The 21,689-nt window shown below is 72.9% G+C and carries 17 protein-coding genes; 10 read left to right on the forward strand and 7 right to left on the reverse strand.

The window, feature by feature from the left end; translation table 11 throughout:
* Window positions 1-22: 22 nt before the first annotated feature.
* The 3 genes from ACIBH3_RS24190 to ACIBH3_RS24200 are packed head-to-tail and all read right to left on the reverse strand — an operon-like array spanning window position 23 to window position 3,055.
* Window positions 23-880: a carbohydrate ABC transporter permease gene (locus ACIBH3_RS24190; protein ID WP_396314144.1), complete on the reverse strand. Its 858-nt coding sequence runs from the start codon at window positions 878-880 to the stop codon at window positions 23-25.
* A 2-nt stretch (window positions 881-882) separates the two neighbouring features.
* A complete protein-coding gene (locus tag ACIBH3_RS24195) occupies window positions 883-1,755 on the reverse strand; it encodes a carbohydrate ABC transporter permease (protein WP_396314145.1) in 873 nt (290 codons plus the stop codon).
* Between the two features lie 19 nt (window positions 1,756-1,774).
* Window positions 1,775-3,055: an ABC transporter substrate-binding protein gene (locus ACIBH3_RS24200; RefSeq protein WP_396314146.1), complete on the reverse strand. Its 1,281-nt coding sequence runs from the start codon at window positions 3,053-3,055 to the stop codon at window positions 1,775-1,777.
* 440 nt (window positions 3,056-3,495) lie between these two features.
* Here ACIBH3_RS24200 and ACIBH3_RS24205 point away from each other — a divergent pair, with 440 nt between their 5' ends.
* The 4 genes from ACIBH3_RS24205 to ACIBH3_RS24220 all read left to right on the forward strand — a co-directional run bounded on the left by ACIBH3_RS24205 (window position 3,496) and on the right by ACIBH3_RS24220 (window position 12,187).
* Window positions 3,496-4,536, forward strand: coding sequence for a LacI family DNA-binding transcriptional regulator (locus tag ACIBH3_RS24205; RefSeq protein ID WP_396314147.1), 1,041 nt, complete (start codon window positions 3,496-3,498; stop codon window positions 4,534-4,536).
* 146 nt (window positions 4,537-4,682) lie between these two features.
* Window positions 4,683-7,172 carry a discoidin domain-containing protein gene (locus ACIBH3_RS24210; protein ID WP_396314148.1) on the forward strand — a complete coding sequence of 830 codons (2,490 nt, stop codon included), beginning with the start codon at window positions 4,683-4,685 and terminating at the stop codon, window positions 7,170-7,172.
* A gap of 51 nt (window positions 7,173-7,223) precedes the next feature.
* On the forward strand, window positions 7,224-11,417 hold the full coding sequence (locus tag ACIBH3_RS24215) for an NEW3 domain-containing protein (protein WP_396314149.1): 4,194 nt from the start codon (window positions 7,224-7,226) through the stop codon (window positions 11,415-11,417).
* On the forward strand, window positions 11,414-12,187 hold the full coding sequence (locus ACIBH3_RS24220) for a hypothetical protein (protein ID WP_396314150.1): 774 nt from the start codon (window positions 11,414-11,416) through the stop codon (window positions 12,185-12,187). Before ACIBH3_RS24215 ends, ACIBH3_RS24220 begins: the two co-directional genes overlap by 4 nt.
* A gap of 64 nt (window positions 12,188-12,251) precedes the next feature.
* Here the strand turns inward: ACIBH3_RS24220 and ACIBH3_RS24225 are convergent, their stop codons facing one another.
* From ACIBH3_RS24225 to ACIBH3_RS24240, 4 genes are all read right to left on the reverse strand, one after another.
* Window positions 12,252-12,686: an NUDIX domain-containing protein gene (locus tag ACIBH3_RS24225; RefSeq protein ID WP_396314151.1), complete on the reverse strand. Its 435-nt coding sequence runs from the start codon at window positions 12,684-12,686 to the stop codon at window positions 12,252-12,254.
* Between the two features lie 269 nt (window positions 12,687-12,955).
* Window positions 12,956-13,411, reverse strand: coding sequence for a GNAT family N-acetyltransferase (locus ACIBH3_RS24230; RefSeq protein ID WP_396314152.1), 456 nt, complete (start codon window positions 13,409-13,411; stop codon window positions 12,956-12,958).
* Window positions 13,412-13,696: 285 nt separating this feature from the next.
* Window positions 13,697-13,861 carry a hypothetical protein gene (locus tag ACIBH3_RS24235; RefSeq protein ID WP_396314153.1) on the reverse strand — a complete coding sequence of 55 codons (165 nt, stop codon included), beginning with the start codon at window positions 13,859-13,861 and terminating at the stop codon, window positions 13,697-13,699.
* Between the two features lie 186 nt (window positions 13,862-14,047).
* On the reverse strand, window positions 14,048-14,794 hold the full coding sequence (locus tag ACIBH3_RS24240) for a FadR/GntR family transcriptional regulator (RefSeq protein WP_396314154.1): 747 nt from the start codon (window positions 14,792-14,794) through the stop codon (window positions 14,048-14,050).
* Window positions 14,795-15,010: 216 nt separating this feature from the next.
* Here ACIBH3_RS24240 and ACIBH3_RS24245 point away from each other — a divergent pair, with 216 nt between their 5' ends.
* The 6 genes from ACIBH3_RS24245 (at window position 15,011) to ACIBH3_RS24270 (ending at window position 21,677) form a co-directional block, all read left to right on the forward strand.
* Window positions 15,011-16,537: an amino acid permease gene (locus ACIBH3_RS24245; RefSeq protein ID WP_396314155.1), complete on the forward strand. Its 1,527-nt coding sequence runs from the start codon at window positions 15,011-15,013 to the stop codon at window positions 16,535-16,537.
* A complete protein-coding gene (locus tag ACIBH3_RS24250; RefSeq protein WP_396314156.1) occupies window positions 16,534-17,892 on the forward strand; it encodes a glutamine synthetase family protein in 1,359 nt (452 codons plus the stop codon). The genes ACIBH3_RS24245 and ACIBH3_RS24250 overlap by 4 nt, the downstream gene beginning before the upstream one ends.
* Entirely contained in the window at window positions 17,889-18,629 is a 741-nt protein-coding gene (locus ACIBH3_RS24255) for a gamma-glutamyl-gamma-aminobutyrate hydrolase family protein (protein ID WP_396314157.1), read from the forward strand. Before ACIBH3_RS24250 ends, ACIBH3_RS24255 begins: the two co-directional genes overlap by 4 nt.
* Window positions 18,626-20,005, forward strand: a complete 1,380-nt coding sequence (locus tag ACIBH3_RS24260; protein WP_396314158.1) for an aldehyde dehydrogenase family protein — start codon at window positions 18,626-18,628, stop codon at window positions 20,003-20,005. The genes ACIBH3_RS24255 and ACIBH3_RS24260 overlap by 4 nt, the downstream gene beginning before the upstream one ends.
* A gap of 2 nt (window positions 20,006-20,007) precedes the next feature.
* Window positions 20,008-20,775 carry a 3-oxoacyl-ACP reductase gene (locus ACIBH3_RS24265; protein ID WP_396314159.1) on the forward strand — a complete coding sequence of 256 codons (768 nt, stop codon included), beginning with the start codon at window positions 20,008-20,010 and terminating at the stop codon, window positions 20,773-20,775.
* Window positions 20,776-21,014: 239 nt separating this feature from the next.
* Entirely contained in the window at window positions 21,015-21,677 is a 663-nt protein-coding gene (locus tag ACIBH3_RS24270) for a hypothetical protein (RefSeq protein WP_396314160.1), read from the forward strand.
* Window positions 21,678-21,689: the final 12 nt, after the last annotated feature.

The following is a 21,689-nucleotide window of genomic DNA, read 5'->3' on the forward strand; positions in this document are numbered from 1 at the left end:
TGGGTTCTCCTCGGTAGGGTGTTCAGCCTTTGACGGCGCCCTCTTCCACGCCCTTGAAGAAGAAGCGCTGGAGTGTGCCGAACACGATCACGATCGGCAGGAAGGCGATCATCGTGCCGGCCGCGATCAGCCTCGGGTTGGCGCTGAAGGTGCCGTTCAGGTACTGCAGACCGACGGTGAGCGTGTACTTGTCCGGGTCGGTGAGCACGATCAGGGGCCAGAGGAAGTCGTCCCACGCCCCGATGAAGGAGAAGATGACGATCACGCTCAGCATGCCTCGCACATTGGGCAGGGCGATGTGCACCAACCGCTGCCACACGTTGGCGCCGTCGACGATCGCGGCGGCGTCCAGGTCGGCGGGCAGGGCGAGGAAGGCGGTGCGCATCAGCAGCACGTTGAGCATGCCGATCGCCCCCGGCAGCGCGACGCCGACCAGGGTGTCGGCCAGGCCCAGGCTGCGCACGGTCACGTACTGGGAGACGATGGTGACCTCGCCGGGCAGCACGAGGGTGGCCAGCAGCAGCCCGAGGACGAGCCGCCCGCCGCGGAAGCGCAGCCGCGCGAGGGCGAAGCCGGCGGCGGTGGCGCCGACGGTGTTGCCCACGACGGTGATCGCCGCCACGGTCAGCGAGTTGAGCGCGTAGTCCCAGACCGGGACGGTCTGCGCGACCTTGAGGTAGTTGCCGAGCGTGGGGCTCTGCGGCAGCAGGCTCGGGGCCCGGGTGTAGATGTCCTCGCCGGGGCCCTTGAGGGAGGTGGAGAGCTGCCAGAGGAACGGGCCGATGGTCAGCAACAGCACCAGGACCAGCAGCAGGTAGCGCAGCGTCCTCTCGGCCGGCGAGGTGGTGTTGAAGCCGCGTACGGGTCGCGGGGTGGGCATCGTCAGGCCGCCTTCCGGTTGAGGCGCAGCAGCAGGAGCATCGGCCCGACGGTGACGGCGAACAGCAGCAGGCTCAGCGCGGAGGCGTAGCCCAGGTGCCCGGTGAAGCCCCGGCTGTACATCTGGATGAGCATCACCACCGACATGTCACGCCCGCCGGGGCCGCCGGTGCCGTCGGAGAGGATGTACAGCTCGGAGAAGACCCGCAGGGCGGAGACCGAGATGAGCACCGAGACCAGCAGCATGGTGCCCCGGACCCCGGGCAGGGTCACGTGGTAGAAGCGGCGCGCGGCCCCGGCGCCGTCCACGGCGGCGGCCTCGTGGAGTTCCCGGCCGACGTTCCCGAGCGCCGACAGGTAGATCACCATGTAGTAGCCCAGACCCTTCCAGACCGTCAGGGCGATGGCGCTGAACAGCAGCAGCCAGCGGTCGGTGAGGAAGGGCAGCGGGCCGGCGGCCCAGCCGAGTTGCTGGTTGATGCCGTTGACCAGGCCGCGGTCGTCCAGGACCCAGCCCCAGATCAGGGCCACCACCACCGCCGAGGCGATCACCGGGGTGTAGAAGGCCGTCCGGAAGGCGGTGATGCCGGGCAGTTTCTTCTCCACCAGGACCGCCATCAGCAGCGGCAGCAGGGTCAGCAGCGGCAGGCAGACCAGCATGTAGACCACGCTGTTGAGCAGCGCGTCGGCCAGTTGGTCGTCGGTGAGGGCCCGGCGGAAGTTGGCCAGGCCCACGAACCGTCCGCCGCCGAGCGGCTTGGCGTTGGTGAACGACAGGACCACCGTGTTGACCGAGGGCCAGATGTTGAAGACCGCCAGCCAGAGCAGTGCGGGCGCGACGAGCAGCCACGGGGTGAACCAGCGTCGGTGGGTCATCGGTGCAGTCTCCGGGGCGTCAGTCGTTCAGCAACTGGTTGCACTTGGCGGCCGCGTCGTCGAGTGCCTTGCGTGAGGTGGCGCCGCCGCTGACGGCGAGCGCGATCTGCTGGTTGACGACGTCGCTCATCGCGCCGTCGACCTGGACCGGCTGGAGCTGCGCGGCCCTGGCCAGCGAGGCGAACGCGATGGCCTTGGCGTCCCCGGCGTTGCTGCCGTCGCTGCGGCTGAAGAACGCGTCTCCCGCGGAGGCCTTGGTGCTGGGGAAGATGCTGGTGAGGTGGGCGAAGGCGGCCTGGTTCTCGGCGCTGGTGACCCAGCGGGCGAGGGCGATCGCCGCGGGCAGGTTCTTGCTCTTCCGCGAGACGGACAGGCCCTGGACGTAGAGCGGCGGGGTGCCCATCGCGGGCGAGGGTATGACCTTGGGCGCCAGCGAGGGGTTGTCGGTGGCGAGGCTGGTGATGTAGTTGCCGCCGCCGGTCGTCCAGGCGGCGGTGCCGGCGTTGAACAGCTTGGCGTTGCCGGCGTACTTGTCCGTCAGGACGTCCTGCGGCAGCAGGCCCTGCCGATAGGCGTCGCGGTACTTGTCGAGCAGGGCGGCGGCCTCGGGGGTGTTGAAGGTGAAGCTCTTGCCGTCCTCGGACATGATCTTCACCCCGGCGTTGGCCAGGTCGCCCAGGCCGGGCTTGCGGCTCATCAGGTACGTGGCGCCGCCGGACTTCTCCTTCACCACCCTGGCCTGGGCGATCAGCTCGTCCAGGGTGGTCGGCAGCTTCTTCGGGTCCAGGCCGTACTCGGCGAGCAGCTCGGAGTTCCAGTAGTTGACGTCGGTGTTCAGGTACCAGGGGTAGCCGTAGGCGCCGCCGTGGCCGGCGAAGCGGTAGGCGTCCACCCCGCCGGCCACGTACTCCTCGGTCAGCCCGGGATCGGCCTCGGCCACGTCGAGCAGCAGGCCCTGCTGGACCAGGGGGAGCGCGAAGTCGGGCGGCAGGTTGGTGACGTCCGGCAGGCCGCCGGCGGCCGCCTGGCTGAGCACCTTGTCGGAGTACCCGTCGCCGGGCTGGTCGAGCCAGTCGACCTGGACGCCGGGGTGCTTCTTCTCGAAGGCGGCGACGACGCCCTGGAGGTAGTCGGTGAACTTGGGCTTCAGGGCCCAGGTCTGCAGCGTGACCTTGCCCTTCACCTCGCCGGTGACCTGACCTGCGGCGTCCTCGGCGGGGCCGCTGCTGCCGAGGCCGCAGCCGGCGAGCGCGATGGCCGCGAGGACGGTCAGGGCGGGCCGGGTCCAGTGTCTGCGCATGATTCTCCCGCTGTGCTGAGTGATCCGGACAAGCGGGCCGACCGCCTGGACCGTCCCGCCTCCGGCTGATGGCCGGGGAACTAAACCGCTCTAGCGATGCAGGACTATCCTCTTGGCTAGACTTCGGCGTCAAGAGGGCGGCGGCCGCATCGCGGTGCTCCGCCGCGGCCCGCCGGCGCCACCGCGTCGCCCGTTCGGCTCCTCGCCCGGCCGGTCCGCCGCCGGTGGCGAGCGGCGATCCGCCGCGGCGGGAGCACCCTTCGCGGCCCGGATCGTTGGTCAGGTCGGGCCGGCCGGCACACCCGCCGGTGACCGGTCATCGCATCGTTCAGCAGGGTCAGCCGGCAGGTCGTTCAGCAGGTCGTTCGGGCCGCCGGTCGTCGGCGGGCCCGCACCCCGGCCACCGCAGCCGGAAACCAGAGGGAAGAGGAGCCGCCTCCGTGGGCAGACCGACGATCGCCGACATCGCGCAGCGGGCCGGGGTGTCCAAGGGCGCCGTGTCGTTCGCGCTCAACGGACGCCCCGGGGTGAGCGAGGCGACCAGGGCCAGGATCCTGCGGATCGCCGAGGAGATGAGCTGGCGCCCGCACAGCGCGGCCCGCGCCCTGGGCGGCGCCCGGGCCGGGGCGGTCGGCCTGGTCATCGCCCGCCCGGCGCGGACCATCGGCGTCGAGCCGTTCTTCGCCCAGCTGCTGTCCGGGCTCCAGGCCGGCCTGTCCGCGCAGGCGGTGGCGCTCCAGCTGCTGGTGGTCGAGGACACCGCGGCCGAGATCGAGGTCTACCGGCGGTGGGCCTCCGAGCACCGGGTGGACGGCTTCATCCTGGTCGACCTCCAGGTCCAGGACCCGCGGATCGCGGTACTGGAGGAGCTCGGCGTGCCGTCCGTGGTGCTCGGCGGGCCCGGGCGGCACGGCAGCCTGCCCAGTGTCTGGGCCGACGACCGGGAGGCGATGCTCTCGATCATCGACTACCTGGCCGCCCTCGGCCACACCCGGATCGCGCACCTCGCGGGGCTGCCGGCCTTCCAGCACACCCAGCGCCGGATCCGCGCGCTGCGCGACTGCGCCCGGCGGCTGGGCCTGGCGGAGGCGGTCTCGGTGCCGACCGACTTCAGCGACGCCGAGGGCGCCGCCGCCACCCGGACGCTGCTCTCCCGGCCGCTGCGGCCGACCGCGATCGTCTACGACAGCGACGTGATGGCGGTGGCCGGGCTGGGCGTCGCCGCCGAGATGGGCGTGGCGGTGCCCGGCGAGCTGTCGATCGTCTCCTTCGACGACTCGGTGCTCGCCCGGATCGTCCACCCGGCGCTCACCGCGCTGTCCCGGGACACCTTCACGCTCGGCGAGCAGGTCGCGGACGTCCTGCTGGCGGCGATCGCCGAACCGGCGACCCGGGCGGACGTCCAGACGCCCACACCTCGCCTGACCGTCCGGGAGAGCACTGCTCCGCCGACCCTTGGCAGAGTCCCTAAATCGGTTTAGGCTGCGACCCGAGCAGGGGCCGGCCGGGCCTCGGGGCCGCCCCGGCCACGGGCGGCCACGGCTCGCGCCCCGGCCGCCGACGGCACCGCGCGTCGTTCCACCGCACCAGCAACGCCTTCCTCCCACGCTGGAATCGGAGCACCCGGATGCGAGTACGACTGGCGTCAGCCTTACCGATCTGCGCGGCGCTCGCCGCCACCGCCCTCTGCACGTCCCCCGCCACCGCCACCCCGGCGGCCACCGCCACCCCCGCCCCGGCGGCGCCGGCACCGGCTGCGGCTACGGCTACGGCTACGGCTACGGGCGGCGGCCAACCGTACGCCTCCTACTGGTACCCGAACACCATCCTCGGCTGGGATCCGGCCACCGACCCGGACGCCAGGTTCAACCGCTCCCGTGTGCCGCTGCAACCGCGCACCGCCGACCCCGCCCTCAGAGCCAACGCCAACGCCCGCAGTGGTGAGGGCCGGATCGCCTCGCTGGTCTCCTTCGGCCCCACCTCCGCCAACCCCTCCCAGGGCTCCGCCGACCCCGACTACTACGCCTTCGGCTACTGGCAGTACGTCGACAAGCTGGTCTTCTGGGGCGGCTCGGCCGGCGAGGGCCTGATCCTCGCCCCCAACCCGACCGTCATCGACGCCGCCCACCGCAACGGCGTCAAGGTGTACGGCACCGTGTTCTTCCCGCCCACCGCGTACGGCGGCCGGCTCCAATGGGTGCGCGACCTCACCCAGAAGTCCGGCGGCCGCTACCCCGTCGCGGACAAGCTGGCCCAGGCGGCGCAGTACTACGGCTTCGACGGCTGGTTCATCAACCAGGAGACCGACGGCGGCGACAGCGCGCTCGCCTCCGAGGTGCGCGCCCTGATGCAGTACACCAAGGCGCGGAGCCCGGTGGAGTTCATGTGGTACGACGCGATGACCGAGTCCGGCTCGGTCAACTGGCAGAACGCGCTGACCACGGCCAACGACGCCTTCCTCCAGGACGGCTCCCGGCGCAGCTCCGACTCGATGTTCCTCAACTTCGGCTGGACGGCCGCGGGCCTGGACTCCTCCCGTGACCGGGCGAGATCCCTCGGCCGCGGCGAGTACGAGCTGTACTCGGGCATCGACACCGAGGCCAACGGCTACAACACCGGCGTCTCCTGGGACACCCTCTTCCCGGCCGGCAGGGCGCACACCACCTCGCTGGGCCTCTACCGCCCGGAGTGGACCTGGAAGTCCGCCACCGACCGGGCCGACTTCTACGCCAGGGACGCGCGCTACTGGGTCGGTGCCAACGGCGATCCGTCCGACACCACCACCTCCTCCCCCTGGAAGGGCCTGGCGAACTACGTCGCCGAGGCCACCGCGATCACCGCCAAGCCGTTCGTGACCTCGTTCAACACCGGCCAGGGCGACTTCTACAACTCGGGCGGCGCCCGGGCGGCCACCGGCGGCTGGAACAACCTCTCCCTCCAGGACGTCCCGCCCACCTACCGCTGGCTGGTCACCTCCACCGGCAGCAGGCTGACGCCCTCCATCGACTTCACCGACGCCTACCAGGGCGGCTCCTCGCTGCGCCTGGCCGGGCGGCTGGACGCGGCCAACACCGTGCGGCTCTACCAGACCAGGCTGCCGGTGGCGGCCGACACCCGGCTCTCGGTGGTGCTGAAGACCCCGGCGGCCGGCCCGACCAACCTCCGGGCGGCGGTGTCGTTCACCGACGCCCCGACGGTCTTCACCACGCTGGACCTCGGCTCAACCACCGGCACCGGCTGGGAGCGCAGGACGCTCGACCTGTCCGCGTTCGCCGGCCGGACGATCGCCCAGATCGGGCTCCGGGCCGCCGCCGCGCAGAGCATCGACTCCTACGAGGTGCGGATCGGTCAGCTCGCGCTCTACGACGGCGCGGTGGACACCACCGCCGCGCCCACCGCGCCGACCGTGCTCGGCGCGGCCGACGTCTCCCCCGGCCGCAAGTCGCTGCGCCTGGCCTGGACGGCCTCGGCCGGTGGCGCCGTGCACCACTACGAGGTGTACCGCCGCAACCCGGACGGCAGCCGGACCTTCCTCGGCGCCACCCCCGACGACGCCTACTTCGTCCCCCGGCTGGACCGGGTGGGCACCGAGAGCAGCACCACCGTGGAGGTCGAGGCGATCTCCACCGAGTACGGCCGCTCGGCCGCGGCGACCACCACCGTCGGCTGGACGGACACCACGCCGGCGGTGAGCAACCTGGCACTGGGCCGCCCGGCCACCGCGTCCGGGCAGTGCAACGCCGCCGAGGGCCCGGCCAAGGCCGTCAACGGCAGCGTCACGGGCGGCAACGGCGACAAGTGGTGCACCCTGAACAGCGGCGGCAAGTGGCTGGAGGTGGACCTCGGGGCGGCGCATCCGCTGTCCGGGTTCGTGGTCCGGCACGCCGCCGCCGGCGGGGAGAGCGCCGCCTGGAACACCCGCGACTTCACCATCCAGGTGCGCGGCTCCACCTCCGACCCGTGGACCACCGTGGCCACCACCACCGGCAACACCGCGGCGAGCACCACCCACCCGGTGAGCACCACCGCCCGCTACGTCCGGCTGGTCGTCACCGGGCCGACCCAGACCTCGGACCCGGCCGCCCGCGTCTACGAGTTCGAGGCCTGGGGCTCGTAGGGCCGGTCTGCCCGGGCAGTACGCTCCGCCACCACAGAGAGGACCACCCCCGTGCCGGTCACCATCACCGCCGTCGAATCCACCGACCTGTTCGTCGGCTCCGAGGACGCGCCGCGCCAGATCCTGCGCGTGACGCTGGCGGGGCCGCCGAGCGAGGTCCGCGTCACCGGCCCGGGGGTCGGCGGCGAGGCCCACGGCACGGGGGTGGTCGAGGTGCCGCTGAGCATCGCCGACCCGGTACCGGGCGCGCGGCTGCCGGTCGTCGTGACGGCCGGCGCCGCGCGCGCCGAGGCCGAGGTGAGCGTCGCCGAACCCGGCTGGACCATGTACCTGGTCTCGCACTTCCACTACGACCCGGTGTGGTGGAACACCCAGGCGGCGTACACCTCCCCCTGGGAGCTGCTGTCCGGGGACGCCACCACCCGCCCGCTCTGGGAGCGCAACGGCTTCGCGCTGGTGGACGCCCACCTCGACCTTGCCCTGCGGGACCCGGTCTACCGCTTCGTACTCGCCGAGATCGACTACCTCAAGCCGTACTTCGACCTGCATCCCGAGCGCCGGGAGGACCTGCGCCGGCTGCTGGCGAGCGGCCAGGTGGAGCTGATCGGCGGCACCTACAACGAGCCCAACACCAACCTGACGGCCGCCGAGACCACCATCCGCAACATCGTCTACGGCGTCGGCTACCAGCGCGACATCCTCGGCGGCGACCCGCAGACGGCCTGGCAGCTCGACGTGTTCGGGCACGACCCGCAGTTCCCCGGCTACCTGGCCGCCGCCGGGCTCACCGGCAGCGCCTGGGCGCGCGGCCCGTTCCACCAGTGGGGCCCGATCCAGAAGAACTTCCGTGAGGCCAAGGACGACGCCACCGTCATGCAGTTCCCCAGCGAGTTCGAGTGGATCTCGCCCTCGGGCCGCGGGGTGCTCACCCACTTCATGCCGCACCACTACTCGGCCGGCTGGTGGATGGACTCCTCCCCCGACCTCGCCGCCGCCGAGCAGGCGGTCTACGAGCTGTACCGCAAGCTCAAGCCGGTCGGCGCGACGAAGAACCTGCTGCTGCCGGTCGGCACCGACTACACCCCGCCGAACAAGTGGGTCACCGAGATCCACCGCTCCTGGGCCGCCCGCTACCTCTGGCCCAGGTTCGTCTGCGGCACCCCGCGCGACTTCCTGACCGCCGTCCGCGCCGAACTGGCCGCCACCGGCCGCCGGCCCAGCCCGCAGACCCGCGACATGAACCCCGTCTACACCGGCAAGGACGTCTCGTACATCGACACCAAGCAGGCGCAGCGGGCCGGCGAGGTGGCCGCGGTGGACGCCGAGAAGCTCGCCACCCTGGCCGCCCTGGAGGGCCTGGGCAGCTACCCGGACGCCGCGCTGGACAAGGTCTGGCGCCAACTCGCCTACGGCGCCCACCACGACGCGATCACCGGCTCGGAGTCCGACCAGGTCTACATCGACCTGCTGGCCGGCTGGCGGGAGGCCCACGATCTGGCCGGCGCCGTTCGGGACACCGCGCTGGAGGCCCTGATCGGGCGGGTGGACACCCGCGGGGAGGGCACGGCGGTCGTCGTCGCCAACACGCTGTCCTTCGACCGCTCGGCGCTGGTCGCCGTCCGGCTGCCGGAGCGCTTCGAGGGCGGCCGGGTGCTCGACGAACACGGCACCGAGCTGCCCTGCGTGGTGGACCGGGGCACCCTGCGCTTCTTCGCGGCCGACGTCCCGGCGCTGGGCTGGCGCACCTGGCGGCTGCTGCCGGGCGCCGGCACCGTGGAGCCCGCATGGAGCGCCAAGGCCGGCCGCACCATCGAGAACGACCGGTACCGCGTCAGCGCCGATCCGGAGCGGGGCGGCGGCCTGGCGTCCGTCCTGGACAAGGCGCACGGCCGGGAGCTGATCCGGGGCGGCGGCGTCGGCAACGAGCTGCGGGTGTACAAGGAGTACCCGCAGCACCCCGACTTCGGCGAGGGCCCGTGGCACCTGCTGCCGAAGGGTCCGGTGCTGGGCTCGTGCGAGGGCGCCGCGAGCGTGCGGTGCGAGAGCGGGCCGCTCGGTGAGCGGCTGCTGATCTCCGGCACCGTGGACGGGGTGCGCTACGAGCAGAGCGTCACCCTGTGGCACGGTGTCGAGCGGGTGGACTGCCGCACCCGGGTGGTCGACCACTCCGGCGCCGACCGGCTGCTGCGGGTGCGCTTCCCGCTGGACCTGCCGGGTGCGCTGCCGGTCAGCGAGGTCGCCGACGCGGTCGTCGGGCGCGGCTTCGCGCTGCCGGACGTGGACGTGGCCGAGGCGCCGTGGACGCTGGACAACCCGGCGAACACCTGGTTCGGGCTCGGCTCCACCGCCCGCGTCCGGCTGAGCGCGCCGGACGGCACGCCGCTCGGCGAGCGGGCGCTGGGCGTCGCCGAGGTGGTCGTCCCGGAGCTGGGGAGCGCCGCCGACGCCCGCAAGCTGGTGGTGGCGCTGGCCCGGGTCGGCGTCACCGCGACCACGGCGAGCGCCGACTGGTCGCGTTACGGCTGGCTGGACGTCGACTCCAACCTGCCGGACTTCCGGATCGTGCTGGGCGGCCCGGAGCGCAACGACGCGGCCAAGGAGCTGCTGGAGCGGGCCGGGGCCGAGTACGGCGCGATGCTGTCCCGGCACGGACGGGTCTGGGTGCCCGCCGAGAAGGCGCTGCACGAGGTCTGGCAGCCGAACGCGGACCTGCGCGACCTGCGGGCGCTGCCCGCACTGGTGGTCACCGACCCGGCGGCGCTGGCCGAGGACCTGGCCGACGCCCGGGTGTCGGCCGTCTGCGCGGGTGAGCTGCCCGCCGCCGAGCAGCTCACCGACCACACCGTCGCGCTGCTCACGTACGGGCTGCCGGGCTTCGCCGTCGACCCGAGCGGCGCGCTGCACCTGTCGCTGATGCGCTCGTGCACCGGCTGGCCCTCCGGTGTCTGGATCGATCCGCCGCGGCGCACCTCACCGGACGGCAGCTCCTTCCAACTCCAGCACTGGACGCACGAGTTCGCCTACGCTCTGGTTTCCGGGGACGGCGACTGGCGGGCCCTGACGCTGCCCGCGCAGGGGCAGGAGTTCAACCACCCGCTGTACGCCGCGCCGGCCGAGCCGCACCCGGGCCCGCTGCCGGCCGCCCACTCCTACCTGCGGGTCGAGCCGGCCCGCGAGGTACTGCTCGGCGCCCTGAAGGCCACCGGCAACCCCATCGCGCACGGCTCGGCGGCGGTCTCCGAGCCCGCCTCCGGCGTCACGCTGCGGCTGGTGGAGTCCACCGGGCTCGGCCGCACGGCGCGGCTGGCGGGCGCCCTGGAGTTCTCCCAGCTGCGCGCCGCCGACCTGCTGGAGCGCAGCTCGGACGCGCCGGCGAGCCTGGAGCTGGCGGGCTCCGAGGTGGCGACGGTGGTCGGCGTGCCGGCGATGGCCTGGGCGGGCGGGGCGCCGCTGGGTCCGGTCGCCGAGCGGGCGCAGCCGGTGCACGCCCGGTACTGGCTGCACAACCGGGGGCCGGCGCCGATGGGCTACCTGCCGGTCTCGGTGGGCCTGACGCCGGGTCTGCTGCGGACGGACGGCGGGCCGGTGGAGCTGTCGGTGGTGCTGGCCTCGCAGCTGCGGGACGCCTCGGTGGAGGGCACGGCGAGCGTGCTCGCCCCGGCGGGGTGGCGGGTGAGCACCGGCCGGCGGCCGTATCGGCTCGCGCCGGGGGGTCATCTGCGGTTCCCGGTGACGCTCACTCCCCCGGCGGGCCTGGAGCCGGGCCTGTACTTCGTCGCCGCCCGGGTGGAGCACGACGGGCAGAGCATCGAGGACGTCGCGACGATCGCCGTCGGCGAGCCGTCCGAGGTCCTGCCGGTGCCGGGCGAGGTGCCCGAGGACTGGGCGGCGGCCCAGGGCACCCGGGCCGAGGCCGGGCGGGACACCGGGCTGTCGGTGGCCGTCTCCGCCGGCTCGCTGCGGCTCGCCCCGGGCGGGCGGGCGCGGCTCGGGGTGGTGCTGACCAACCGCACCCGCGGCGAGATCCGCGGTGAGCTCCAGCTGGTCTCCCCGTGGGGGACGTGGGAGCTGATCGCCGATCCGGTGCGCGGCTTCTCGGTGGCGGCCGGCGCCGGTGCGGAGGTCGACTTCGAGCTGGCGGTGCCACGCGACGCCGAACCGGGGGCGTACTGGGCTCTGGCGAAGGTGATGTGGTTCGGCCGCTGCCAGTACGCGCCCACCGTCGAGCTGGTGGTGGCGCCGTGACCCACCAGCACGCGTCGCACGACCACCGGGTGCACGAGCGCGGCCACGAGCATCCGCCGCAGCAGCCCGCGCTGCTCGGCCTGCTCGACGGGCGGCCGCTGCCCCGGACCGAACTCGACCGCCGGCTCGCCGCCCTGCGCGGCGGGCCCAGGTCCTCCGCCCTGCCCGTGCGGGGCAGCGCCGAGGACCGGCAGCTGCGGCGCTGGGTCGCCCAGGTGATCCTCACCGAGGAGCTGTGCACGGCCGAGGCCGCCGGGCGCGGGCTGGACGTCGGAGCGGCGCCGCCGGTGCGCCTGGACCAGCGGGCGGCGGTCGAGCTCGGCTCCATCACGGCCGCGGCCTTCGAGGGCAGCGCCGCCGTCCGGGCGCTGTACGAGGCGGTCACCGCCGAGGTGACGGTCACGCCCGAGGAGGTGGCCGGCTACCGGGCGGCGACCGCCCGCCCCGCGCAGGGCTCGCTCTGGCGGATCGTCACCCCGGACGGCGAATTCGAGGCGGATCCGCAGACCCTGCCGGACGCGCTGGCGACGGCGCTGCGCTCGGTGGAGCCGGGGCAGCAGGTGGTGGTCGGCGAGTGGACGGCGGCCCTGGCCGGGGAGCGCCGGGCCGGCCCGACGGAGACCGACCCGAAGCCGCAGCTGCTGGCCGCCGCACGCCGCACGGCCTTCGTCCGCTGGCTGGACCACGCCCGCGCCCACCGGCTCCAGCTGATCCCCGGCCTGGAACACCCGGGCGACCCGGCCCAGCCCGACAACCACCACCGGCACTGATCGGGGTGGTGCGAGTGTGGGCGGGGCCCTCGGATCCCCGGGGGCCCGCCACACTCGCACCACCTCAGGGTGCGATCAGCCCCCGAACCGCGTCGCTCACCTCCGGCAGCTCTCTGGGGAGTGCCCACTGGTGTGCGTCGTGCTCGGTGAGGACTACCGGTTCGGTCTTCTCCACGGTGACGGCGAAGTTGAACTGGCGGGTGGTGCCGCCGCGGCTGTTCTCGTAGTCGAAGTGTCCGATGTAGCCGGTGACCTGATCGATGGTCAGGCCAGTCTCCTCGTTGGTCTCGCGGTGCAGAGCGTCCAGGATGGTCTCCCCGGACTCGACCGTCCCGGAGGGGATCTCCCACAGGCCCCCCATGTAGTCGTCGGGGTTGCGGCGCACGAGCAGCACGCGGCCGTCGTGGTTGATCACGGCGGCGGCGACGCAGCCGGTGATGCCGGCGGCTTCGGCGTCGGCCGCCAAGCCGGCCACGAACTCGGAGGAGATGACGGTCACAGCAGCTCCTTGTGATGGTCGCTGATCTTGATGGCCGCGCGTACGTACTGCTCGGCCAGTTCCAGATCCTGCTCACGATGCCAGACCGGGAGCTCGGGTGGGCGTGGGCGTGCTCGGCGACGGGGAAGTCCCCGGCCTTGTACCGGCGGTGGGAGTGCGGGCGGCCTCCCTTCTCGGGACGGCGTCACTCGATATCCCCGTAGGTCCTCCGCTGGTCAGACCGCGGCCCTGACCAGCGGAGGACGGCCGACCGGCGGCCCGGACGGGGTTCAGAGCGTGGCGGTGTGGACGAGGCCGAGATCGGTCAGACCTTCGGATCTGCACAGGGCGTCGGACGGGCCTGCGACCTCGGTCTGAAGAAGCTGGTAGACGGCGTCATGTGTCTGACCCCAGTGCATGGCGGCCCGCCACAGCCTGCGGCCGTAGCCGCGGCCCCGGTAGCCCGGCAGGACGCCGAAGTACTGCGGTAGTCCCGGCTCGCCGTAGACGTGGACCTTGACGGCGCCCGCTCCGCGCCGGGTGAGTGTCGGGAGGAGGGTCTGGCCGGGCCGGTGAACGATGTCGAGCGCGAGGACGGTCTCGTCCTTGTCGTCCGACCAGCGCCGATCCTTGTCGTACGGCAGGAACCGGCCGGTGCCGGCGACCCTGATGACGTCCGCGAACACCTCGGGACCAAGGCCGTCGGGGTGAACCGGGCCGAGCGTCGGCACGAACGGCACGGTCATCACGGGGCTCAACCAGTCCCACCGGAGTCGTATGACGGCACCCTACGCACGCACACCGCGTGCCGCAGGCCCCGGCGCGAATGCGGCCGGGACCTTCGGGGTTGTGACCCTTCGGACCGCTAGAACGGGTTGTCGTCGCCCGCGTTGCAGGAGCACTTCGTGGACTCCCGCGCTGTACGAACGCGCCCGGCCGATGGCCGCCGGCCGACCCGCCTGCCCCCTGCGGGCCGGCCGCCCGAAGCCAGGCCCCGCACAGTGCGCGGCCCGGCTTCGCCCCGCCGGCGCTCAGCTGCCGGCCGGCGGGGTGCGCTGCTCCGGTGTGCGCGGGGGCCGTGGGCGGTGCTCCTGGAGCCGCCGGGCGTACTGGCCGCCGTACTGCCAGCGGTTGGCGTCAGCGACCAGGGCAGCCAGGCAATCGCTCTCGGAGCTGGTGGACTTCCGACCGAACATGCCGCTCTCCTTGTCCGGGCGGCGCCGTTGCCGCCCGTGCCGGGTGAGCCTCCGAGTGTCGTCCGGTGACGCGCCGACCGCACGTCCCGGCGGCGCGATTCATGTCGCGAATCGGTAACGACGGGTTTGCCAGTGGGCCGACCGGGTGACCTCGGGCGACACGCCGACGGCGGTCCGTGCGAGACCTCAGCCGAGGAAGCCGCGGAGCAGCGCGGCCGTCGCCTCCAGGTGCTCCTCGGTGGCGCGGCGGGCGCCCTCGACGTCCCCGCTCAGGATCGCCTCGGCCATCGCGCGGTGCTGCTCCGAGGCGTGGTCGATGTTGCGTTCCAGCATCGGGATGGCGTTCAGCAGGTCGTTCAGGCGCATCCGGCACTGGGCGATCCCGGCGGCCAGCGAGTGCGAGCCGGTGAGCTCGGCGATCGCGAGATGGAAGCGCGAGTCCAGCTGTCGGTACGCCTCCGGGCTCGCGCCCTCCAGTTCGCAGAGGCGTTCCTGCAGGTAGGCCCGCTGGTCCTCGGTGAGCCGGCGTCTGGCGGCCTGCTCGGAGGCGCCGGTCTCCAGCACCAGGCGGTAGGTGAGCGCGTCCTCCAGTTCGGCGCCCATGTCCTGGACGACCCGGCGCAGCTCGCCGAGGTCGGGCGGCGGCAGCCGGTACGTGACGAAGGTGCCGCCGTACCGGCCGCGGCGGGACTCCACGCAGCCCGCCTGCTGGAGCGAGCGGATCGCCTCCCGGAGGGTCTCGCGGCTGACGTTCAGCCGGGCGGCGAGTTCGCGTTCGGCGGGCAGCCGGTCGCCGTAGCCGAAGACGCCGAGCTTCACGGCCTCCAGGATCCGCTCGACCGTCTCCTCGAACGCGTTGCCCATCCGGACGGGGCGGAAGATCGCACCGCCCTGCCAGTCCATCCGCGTGTCGTGCCCGCCAGCCTGGTCCACCCCGGAATCGTACCGAGGTGCGGCGCCGGCGGACCCTGCGCACACCCCCTTGACGTGATGGCCACGCTGGGGGAAACATGCCGTCTACGCCAATGGTCTACTTCCGGGCCATTGACCGACCACAGTGCTGTGGGCGCACGTTTCGGATCCCCCACCGAACCCCCAGGGGTGCGCATGTCCTCCGAGAAATCACCCGTCGACCACGCTGCCGCTCCGATGTTTCCGGCAGATGCACCACCCGTTTCATCCGATGAGCAGCGACTGCGCGAACTGGGCTACACCCAGGAGCTGGCCCGCTCGATGTCGAGCTTCTCCAACTTCGCCGTCTCCTTCTCCATCGTCTCCGTCCTCTCCGGCTGCCTCACCCTCTACGGCTTCGGCCTCAACACCGGCGGCCCGGCGATGATCACCTGGGGCTGGCCGCTGGTCGGCCTGATGACGCTCTGCGTCGCCCTCGCGATGGCCGAGATCTGCTCCAGCTACCCGACCGCCGGCGGCCTGTACTACTGGGCCGCCAAGCTCGCCCCCTCGCGCGGGCCCGCCTGGGCCTGGTTCACCGGCTACTTCAACTTCATGGGGCAGGTCGCGGTCACCGCCGGGGTCGACTTCGGCGCTGCCTTCTTCACCAACGCCTTCCTGGAAATGCAGTGGGGCTTCGCGGCGACACCCGCGCACACCGTCGCCCTGTTCGCCGTCATCCTGCTCCTGCACGGGCTGCTCAACACCCGGGGCGTGCGGCTGGTGGCGATCCTCAACAACGTCAGCGTCTGGTGGCACCTGGTCGGTGTGCTGGTGATCGTCGGCGCGCTGGTGCTGGTGCCCTCCCACCACGCCTCCGCGTCCTTCGTGTTCACCAAGTTCGTCAACAACACCGGCTTCCACAGCTCCTTCTACGTCGCGATGCTCGGCCTGCTGCTCGCGCAGTACACCCTCACCGGGTACGACGCCTCCGCGCACATGACCGAGGAGACCCACGACGCCGCGCGCTCCGGCCCGCGCGGCATCGTCAACTCGGTGCTGGTCTCGCTGGCCGCCGGCTGGGTGCTGCTGCTCGGCATCACCTTCGCCATCCAGGACTACGACGGCGCGCTGGGCAGCTCCACGGGCGTGCCGCCCGCGCAGATCTTCCTGGACGCCATCGGCGACACCGGCGCCAAGCTGCTGCTGCTGATCGTGATCGGCGCCCAGTTCTTCTGCGGGATGGCCTCGGTTACCGCCAACTCCCGTATGATCTACGCCTTCTCGCGGGACGGCGCGCTGCCGGGATCACGGCTGTGGCACCGCATCAACCCGCGCACCCAGACGCCCACCAGTGCCGTCTGGCTGGCCACCGGCGGTGCCTTCCTGCTCGGCGCGCAGGACCTCTGGAACGCCACCGCGTACGCCGCCGTCACCTCGGTGTCGGTGATCGGGCTCTACATCGCCTATGTCATCCCGGTGTTCCTGAGACTCCGTCAGGGTGACTCCTTCCAGCGCGGCCCGTGGCACCTGGGCCGCTGGAGCAAGCCCGTCGGTATCCTCGCCGTCGGCTGGACGGCGCTGATCACCGTGCTGTTCATGCTGCCGACCGTCAGCCCGATCACCGCAGTGAGCTTCAACTACACCCCCGTCGCGGTCGCGGCGGTCCTCGGCTTCGCCGGGATCTGGTGGCTGATCTCGGCCCGGCACTGGTTCACCGGGCCCAAGGTCCAGGACAGCCCCGAGGAACTCCCCGACCGGACCGCCGAACTGGAGACCCGATGACCAGGCCCCGACTCACCCTGGAACGGCTGCGCGAACTCGTCGCCGACGGCTCCGTGGACACCGTCGTGCTCGCCATGACCGACATGCAGGGCCGGCTGCAGGGCAAGCGGATCGCCGCCGAGTACTTCCTCACCGACGTCGTCCCGAACGCCGCCGAGGGCTGCGGCTACCTGCTGGCCGTCGACATCGACATGAACACCGTGGACGGGTACGACGTCTCCTCCTGGGAGAGCGGCTACGGCGACTTCGTCCTCACCCCCGACCTCGCCACCCTGCGCAGCGTCCCCTGGCACCCCGCCACCGTGATGGTCCAGTGCGACGTCCACCAGCACGACGGCACCCCGGTCGCCGTCTCGCCCCGGCAGGTGCTGCGCCGCCAGCTGGAGCGCCTGGCGGCCTACGGCTGGCACGCCTACGCGGGCACCGAGCTGGAGTTCATCGTCTTCCGCGACAGCTACGAGCAGGCCTGGGACAAGGACTACCACCGGCTGACGCCGGTCAACCAGTACAACGTCGACTACTCCATCCTGGGCACCTCCCGGATCGAACCGCTGCTGCGCCGGCTGCGCAACGAGATGTCCGGTGCCGGCCTGGTGGTCGAGTCCGCGAAGGGCGAGTGCAACCTCGGCCAGCACGAGATCGCCTTCAAGTACGGCCCCGCGCTGACCACCTGCGACGACCACGCGGTGTACAAGACCGGCGCCAAGGAGATCGCCGCCCAGGAGGGCGTCAGCCTCACCTTCATGGCGAAGTACAACGAGCGCGAGGGCAACTCCTGCCACATCCACCTCAGCCTGCGCGAGGAGGACGGCACGCCGGTCATGGCGGGCGACGGACCGCACGGCTTCTCCAAGGTGATGGAGCACTTCCTGGCCGGCCAGCTGGCCTGCCTGGCCGACTTCGCGCTGCTGCTGGCACCCACCGTCAACTCCTACAAGCGGTACGTCCCGGGCAGCTTCGCCCCCACCGCGATCGCCTGGGGCCGCGACAACCGGACCTGCGCGCTGCGGGTGGTCGGCCACGGCCCGTCACTGCGGTTCGAGAACCGGGTCCCCGGCGGGGACGTCAACCCCTACCTGGCGGTCGCCGCGCTGATCGCCGCCGGACTGCACGGCGTGGAGCAACAGCTCGAGCTGGAGCCCGAGTTCAGCGGCAACGCGTACGCCAGTGACGCGCCGCGGGTGCCCGCCACGCTGCGCGACGCGGTGGAGGCGTTCGAGCGCAGCGAGCCGGCCGCGCTGGCCTTCGGCAAGGACGTCGTACGCCACTACACCCACGCCGGCCGGGTCGAACTGGCCGCCTACGACGCGGCGGTGACCGACTGGGAGCGGCGCCGCGGCTTCGAGCGGCTGTGAGCACCCCGCACGCCGCGTCCACGGGCCCGACGCCCGCGCCGGACCGCCCGCTGATCGGGATCACCAGCTACCTCGACGAGGCCGCCTGGGCGGTCTGGCGCACCCCGGCCGCGCTGCTCCCGCAGGCGTACGTCGACGCCGTCGAGCGGGCCGGCGGCACGCCCGTCCTGCTGCCGCCGCAGTCCGGCCCGGTCCGGCGGCTGCTGGGCCGGCTGGACGGCCTGGTGCTGGCGGGCGGCCCGGACATCGACCCGGCCAGGTACACCGCCCCCGCGCACCCGCGTACGGGCGAGCCGCACCCGCTGCGGGACGCCTGGGAGTGGGACCTGCTGCACGGCGCGCTCGAACTCGACCTGCCGCTGCTCGGCGTCTGCCGGGGCATGCAGCTGCTCAACGTCGCCCTCGGCGGCGACCTGGTGCAGCACCTGCCCGAGCGGACCGGCGACGACAGCCACCAGATCGCGCCCGCCACCTACAACCGGCAGGGCGTGGTGATCAGACCCGCCAGCCGGCTGGGCGAGATCCTCGGCCACGCCGCCAAGGTGCCCTGCTACCACCACCAGGCGGTCGGCCGCCTCGGCGGCGGGCTGCTGGCGACGGCGTGGAGCGCCGACGAGACGGTCGAGGCCCTCGAACTGCCCGGCCGGCGCTTCACCCTCGGGGTGCAGTGGCACCCCGAGGCCGACCCCGGCGATCCCCGCCTGTTCGAAGCCTTCGTCAAGGAGACCCAGTCATGACCCAAGCGGAGCCCGACCTCTTCGAGGTGGTCAACCCGGCCACCGAGGAGGTGATCGAGACGGTGGCGATGGCAGGCCTCGCCGAGACCGACGCCGCGATCGCCCGCGCCAAGGCCGCCTTCGAGAGCTGGCGCCGGGTCGCCCCCGCCGACCGGGCCCGGCTGCTGCGGGCCTTCGCCGCGGCCGTGGACGCCGAGCGCGAGGAGCTGGCCCAGCTGGAGGTCGCCAACGCCGGCCACACGGTGGGCAACGCGCGCTGGGAGGCCGGCAACGCCCGCGACGTCATCGAGTACTACGCGGCGGCGCCGGAGCGGCTGTTCGGCCGCCAGATCCCGGTGGCCGGCGGGATCGACGTGACGTTCCAGGAGCCCCTGGGCGTGGTCGGCGTCATCGTGCCGTGGAACTTCCCGATGCCGATCGCCGCCTGGGCCTTCGCCCCCGCACTGGCCGCCGGCAACACCGTCGTCCTCAAGCCCGCCGAGCTGACCCCGCTGACCGCGCTGCGGCTGGCCGAGCTGGCCCTGCGGGCGGGTATCCCCGAGGGCGTCCTCCAGGTGCTCCCCGGGCGCGGCGCGGTGGTCGGCGAGCGGTTCGTCACCCACCCCGACGTCCGCAAGGTGGTCTTCACCGGCTCCACCGCGGTCGGCAGGGCCGTGGCCGCTGGGTGCGCCGCCCAGGTCAAGCCCGTCACGCTGGAGCTCGGCGGCAAGAGCGCCAACATCGTCTTCGCCGACGCCGACCTGGCGAAGGCCGCGGCCAGCGCGCCGTACGCCGTCTTCGACAACGCCGGCCAGGACTGCTGCGCACGCTCGCGGATCCTGGTCCAGGAGAGCGCGTTCGAGGAGTTCATGGCACTGCTGGAGCCCGCCGTCCTCGGCGTGAAGGTCGGCGACCCGCGCGACGAGGCGACCGAGATGGGGCCGCTGATCTCGGCCGCGCAGCGCGACCGGGTCGCCCGGTACGTACCGGAGTCGGCGCCGGTCGCCGTCCGTGGCGCGGTGCCCGAGGGCAAGGGCTTCTGGTTCCCGCCGACCGTGCTGGCACCCGTCGACCAGGCCTCGCCCGCCTTCACCGAGGAGATCTTCGGCCCGGTCGTCACAGTGGTGCCGTTCCGCGACGAGCAGGACGCCCTGCGGATCGCCAACGCCACCGAGTACGGGCTCTCCGGCTCCATCTGGACCCGCGACCTGGGCCGGGCCCTGCGGGTCGCCCGCGGTGTGGAGGCGGGCAACCTGTCCGTCAACTCGCACTCCTCGGTGCGCTACTCGACCCCGTTCGGCGGGTTCAAGCAGTCCGGCCTGGGCCGGGAACTCGGCCCGGACGCCCTGAACGCCTTCACCGAAACCAAGAACGTCTTCATCTCCACGGAGGAGTGACCATGATCAACCGTCTCGACGGCCGGGTGGCCGTCATCACCGGCGCGGGCAGCGGCATCGGCCTGGCCACCGCCAAGCGCTTCGCCGCCGAGGGCGCCAAGGTGGTCTGTGTGGACCTCGACGAGGCCTCCGGCAAGGCCGCGGCCGACGCGGTCGGCGGACTCTTCGTCCAGGCCGACGTCACCGACGAGGACGCCGTCCGCGCGATGTACGAGAGCGCGGTGGCCGAGTACGGCCGCGTGGACATCGCCTTCAACAACGCCGGCATCTCGCCGCCCGACGACGACTCGATCCTGACCACCGGCCTGGACGCCTGGAAGCGGGTCCAGGAGGTCAACCTGACCAGCGTCTACCTCTGCTGCAAGTACGCCATCCCGCACATGCAGAAGCAGGGCAAGGGCTCGATCATCAACACCGCCTCCTTCGTCGCGGTGATGGGCGCGGCCACCTCGCAGATCTCCTACAGCGCCTCCAAGGGCGGCGTGCTGGCGATGTCGCGCGAGCTGGGCGTGCAGTTCGCCCGCGAGGGCATCCGGGTCAACGCGCTCTGCCCGGGGCCGGTGAACACCCCGCTGCTCCAGGAGCTGTTCGCCAAGGACCCGGAGCGGGCCGCCCGCCGGCTCGTCCACATCCCGCTCGGCCGGTTCGCCGAGCCCGAGGAGATCGCCGCCGCCGTGGCCTTCCTGGCCAGCGACGACTCCTCCTTCATGACGGCCAACACCTTCCTGGTGGACGGCGGCATCTCCGGCGCGTACGTGACGCCGAACTAGCCGCTCGCCTCGCCGGGCCCTCGCCGGGCCGGCCGGTCTCCCCACCGGCCGGCCCGGCTTCGGTCGCCTCGGACCGCACCCCCGGCCGTCCCTGGTCGTCCCCCGGGTGGAGCAGTGCGGCGGGTGCGAGCGGGTGAAGCTGCCCGCCCGGCCGTTCGGGCCACCGGCCGCGGCCAGGCGCCCGGGTGATGCTGCGCGGGGTACCGACCCCGATCCGACCGCCCCCGCCCGGAGGACCCGTGGACAGCGCAACGCTCCAGAACACGCGACGTGCGCTGCACGCGGTCGCCGAGCTGGTCATGGCCGGCCCGCAGTACCGGGCCAGCGGCACGATCAGACTCCGGGTGGGGCCGGGCGGCTTCGCCACCGTGGCGCAGCCGGAGCTGCGGGTCGAGGGTGGCGAGCTGGTGACGGGCTCGGACGCGGGCTCGGACGTTCGGCGGCTGCCGCTGGACGGCGCCAGTTGCGCCGCCCTGGCCCGCGAGGCCGGCGCCGAGGCGGGCGCACCGGCCGGGCTGTACGCCGAGGGAAGTGGGGTGGGCGCCGAGGAGGTCCTGCGGGTCGACCCCGCCGCCGCCCGGCTGATCCTGGACGGCTTCGCGCGGGGGGACACCGCACTGCGCGCGTTCGCCCCCGACCTGCGACCCGTGCTCTGGCCGGAGCACTTCGACCTCGGCATCACGGTGGACTCGGTCAACTACGGTGTCTCACCCGGCGATTCCCACGCGGGCGAGCCGTACGCCTACGTCGGGCCGTGGACCCGCCGCCAGGGCCCGTTCTGGAACGCCCCGTTCGGCGCCACCCGCCCGCTGCGCGAACTCACCGACGCGGCCGCCGTGCAGGCGTTCTTCGCGGACGGCCGGGCACGGGCGGCCGCCGACCCGCCCGCCCCGCAGGGCTGAGCCGCCCCGGGG

The organism is Kitasatospora sp. NPDC050543 (genome assembly GCF_044457565.1).
Classification (GTDB): domain Bacteria; phylum Actinomycetota; class Actinomycetes; order Streptomycetales; family Streptomycetaceae; genus Kitasatospora.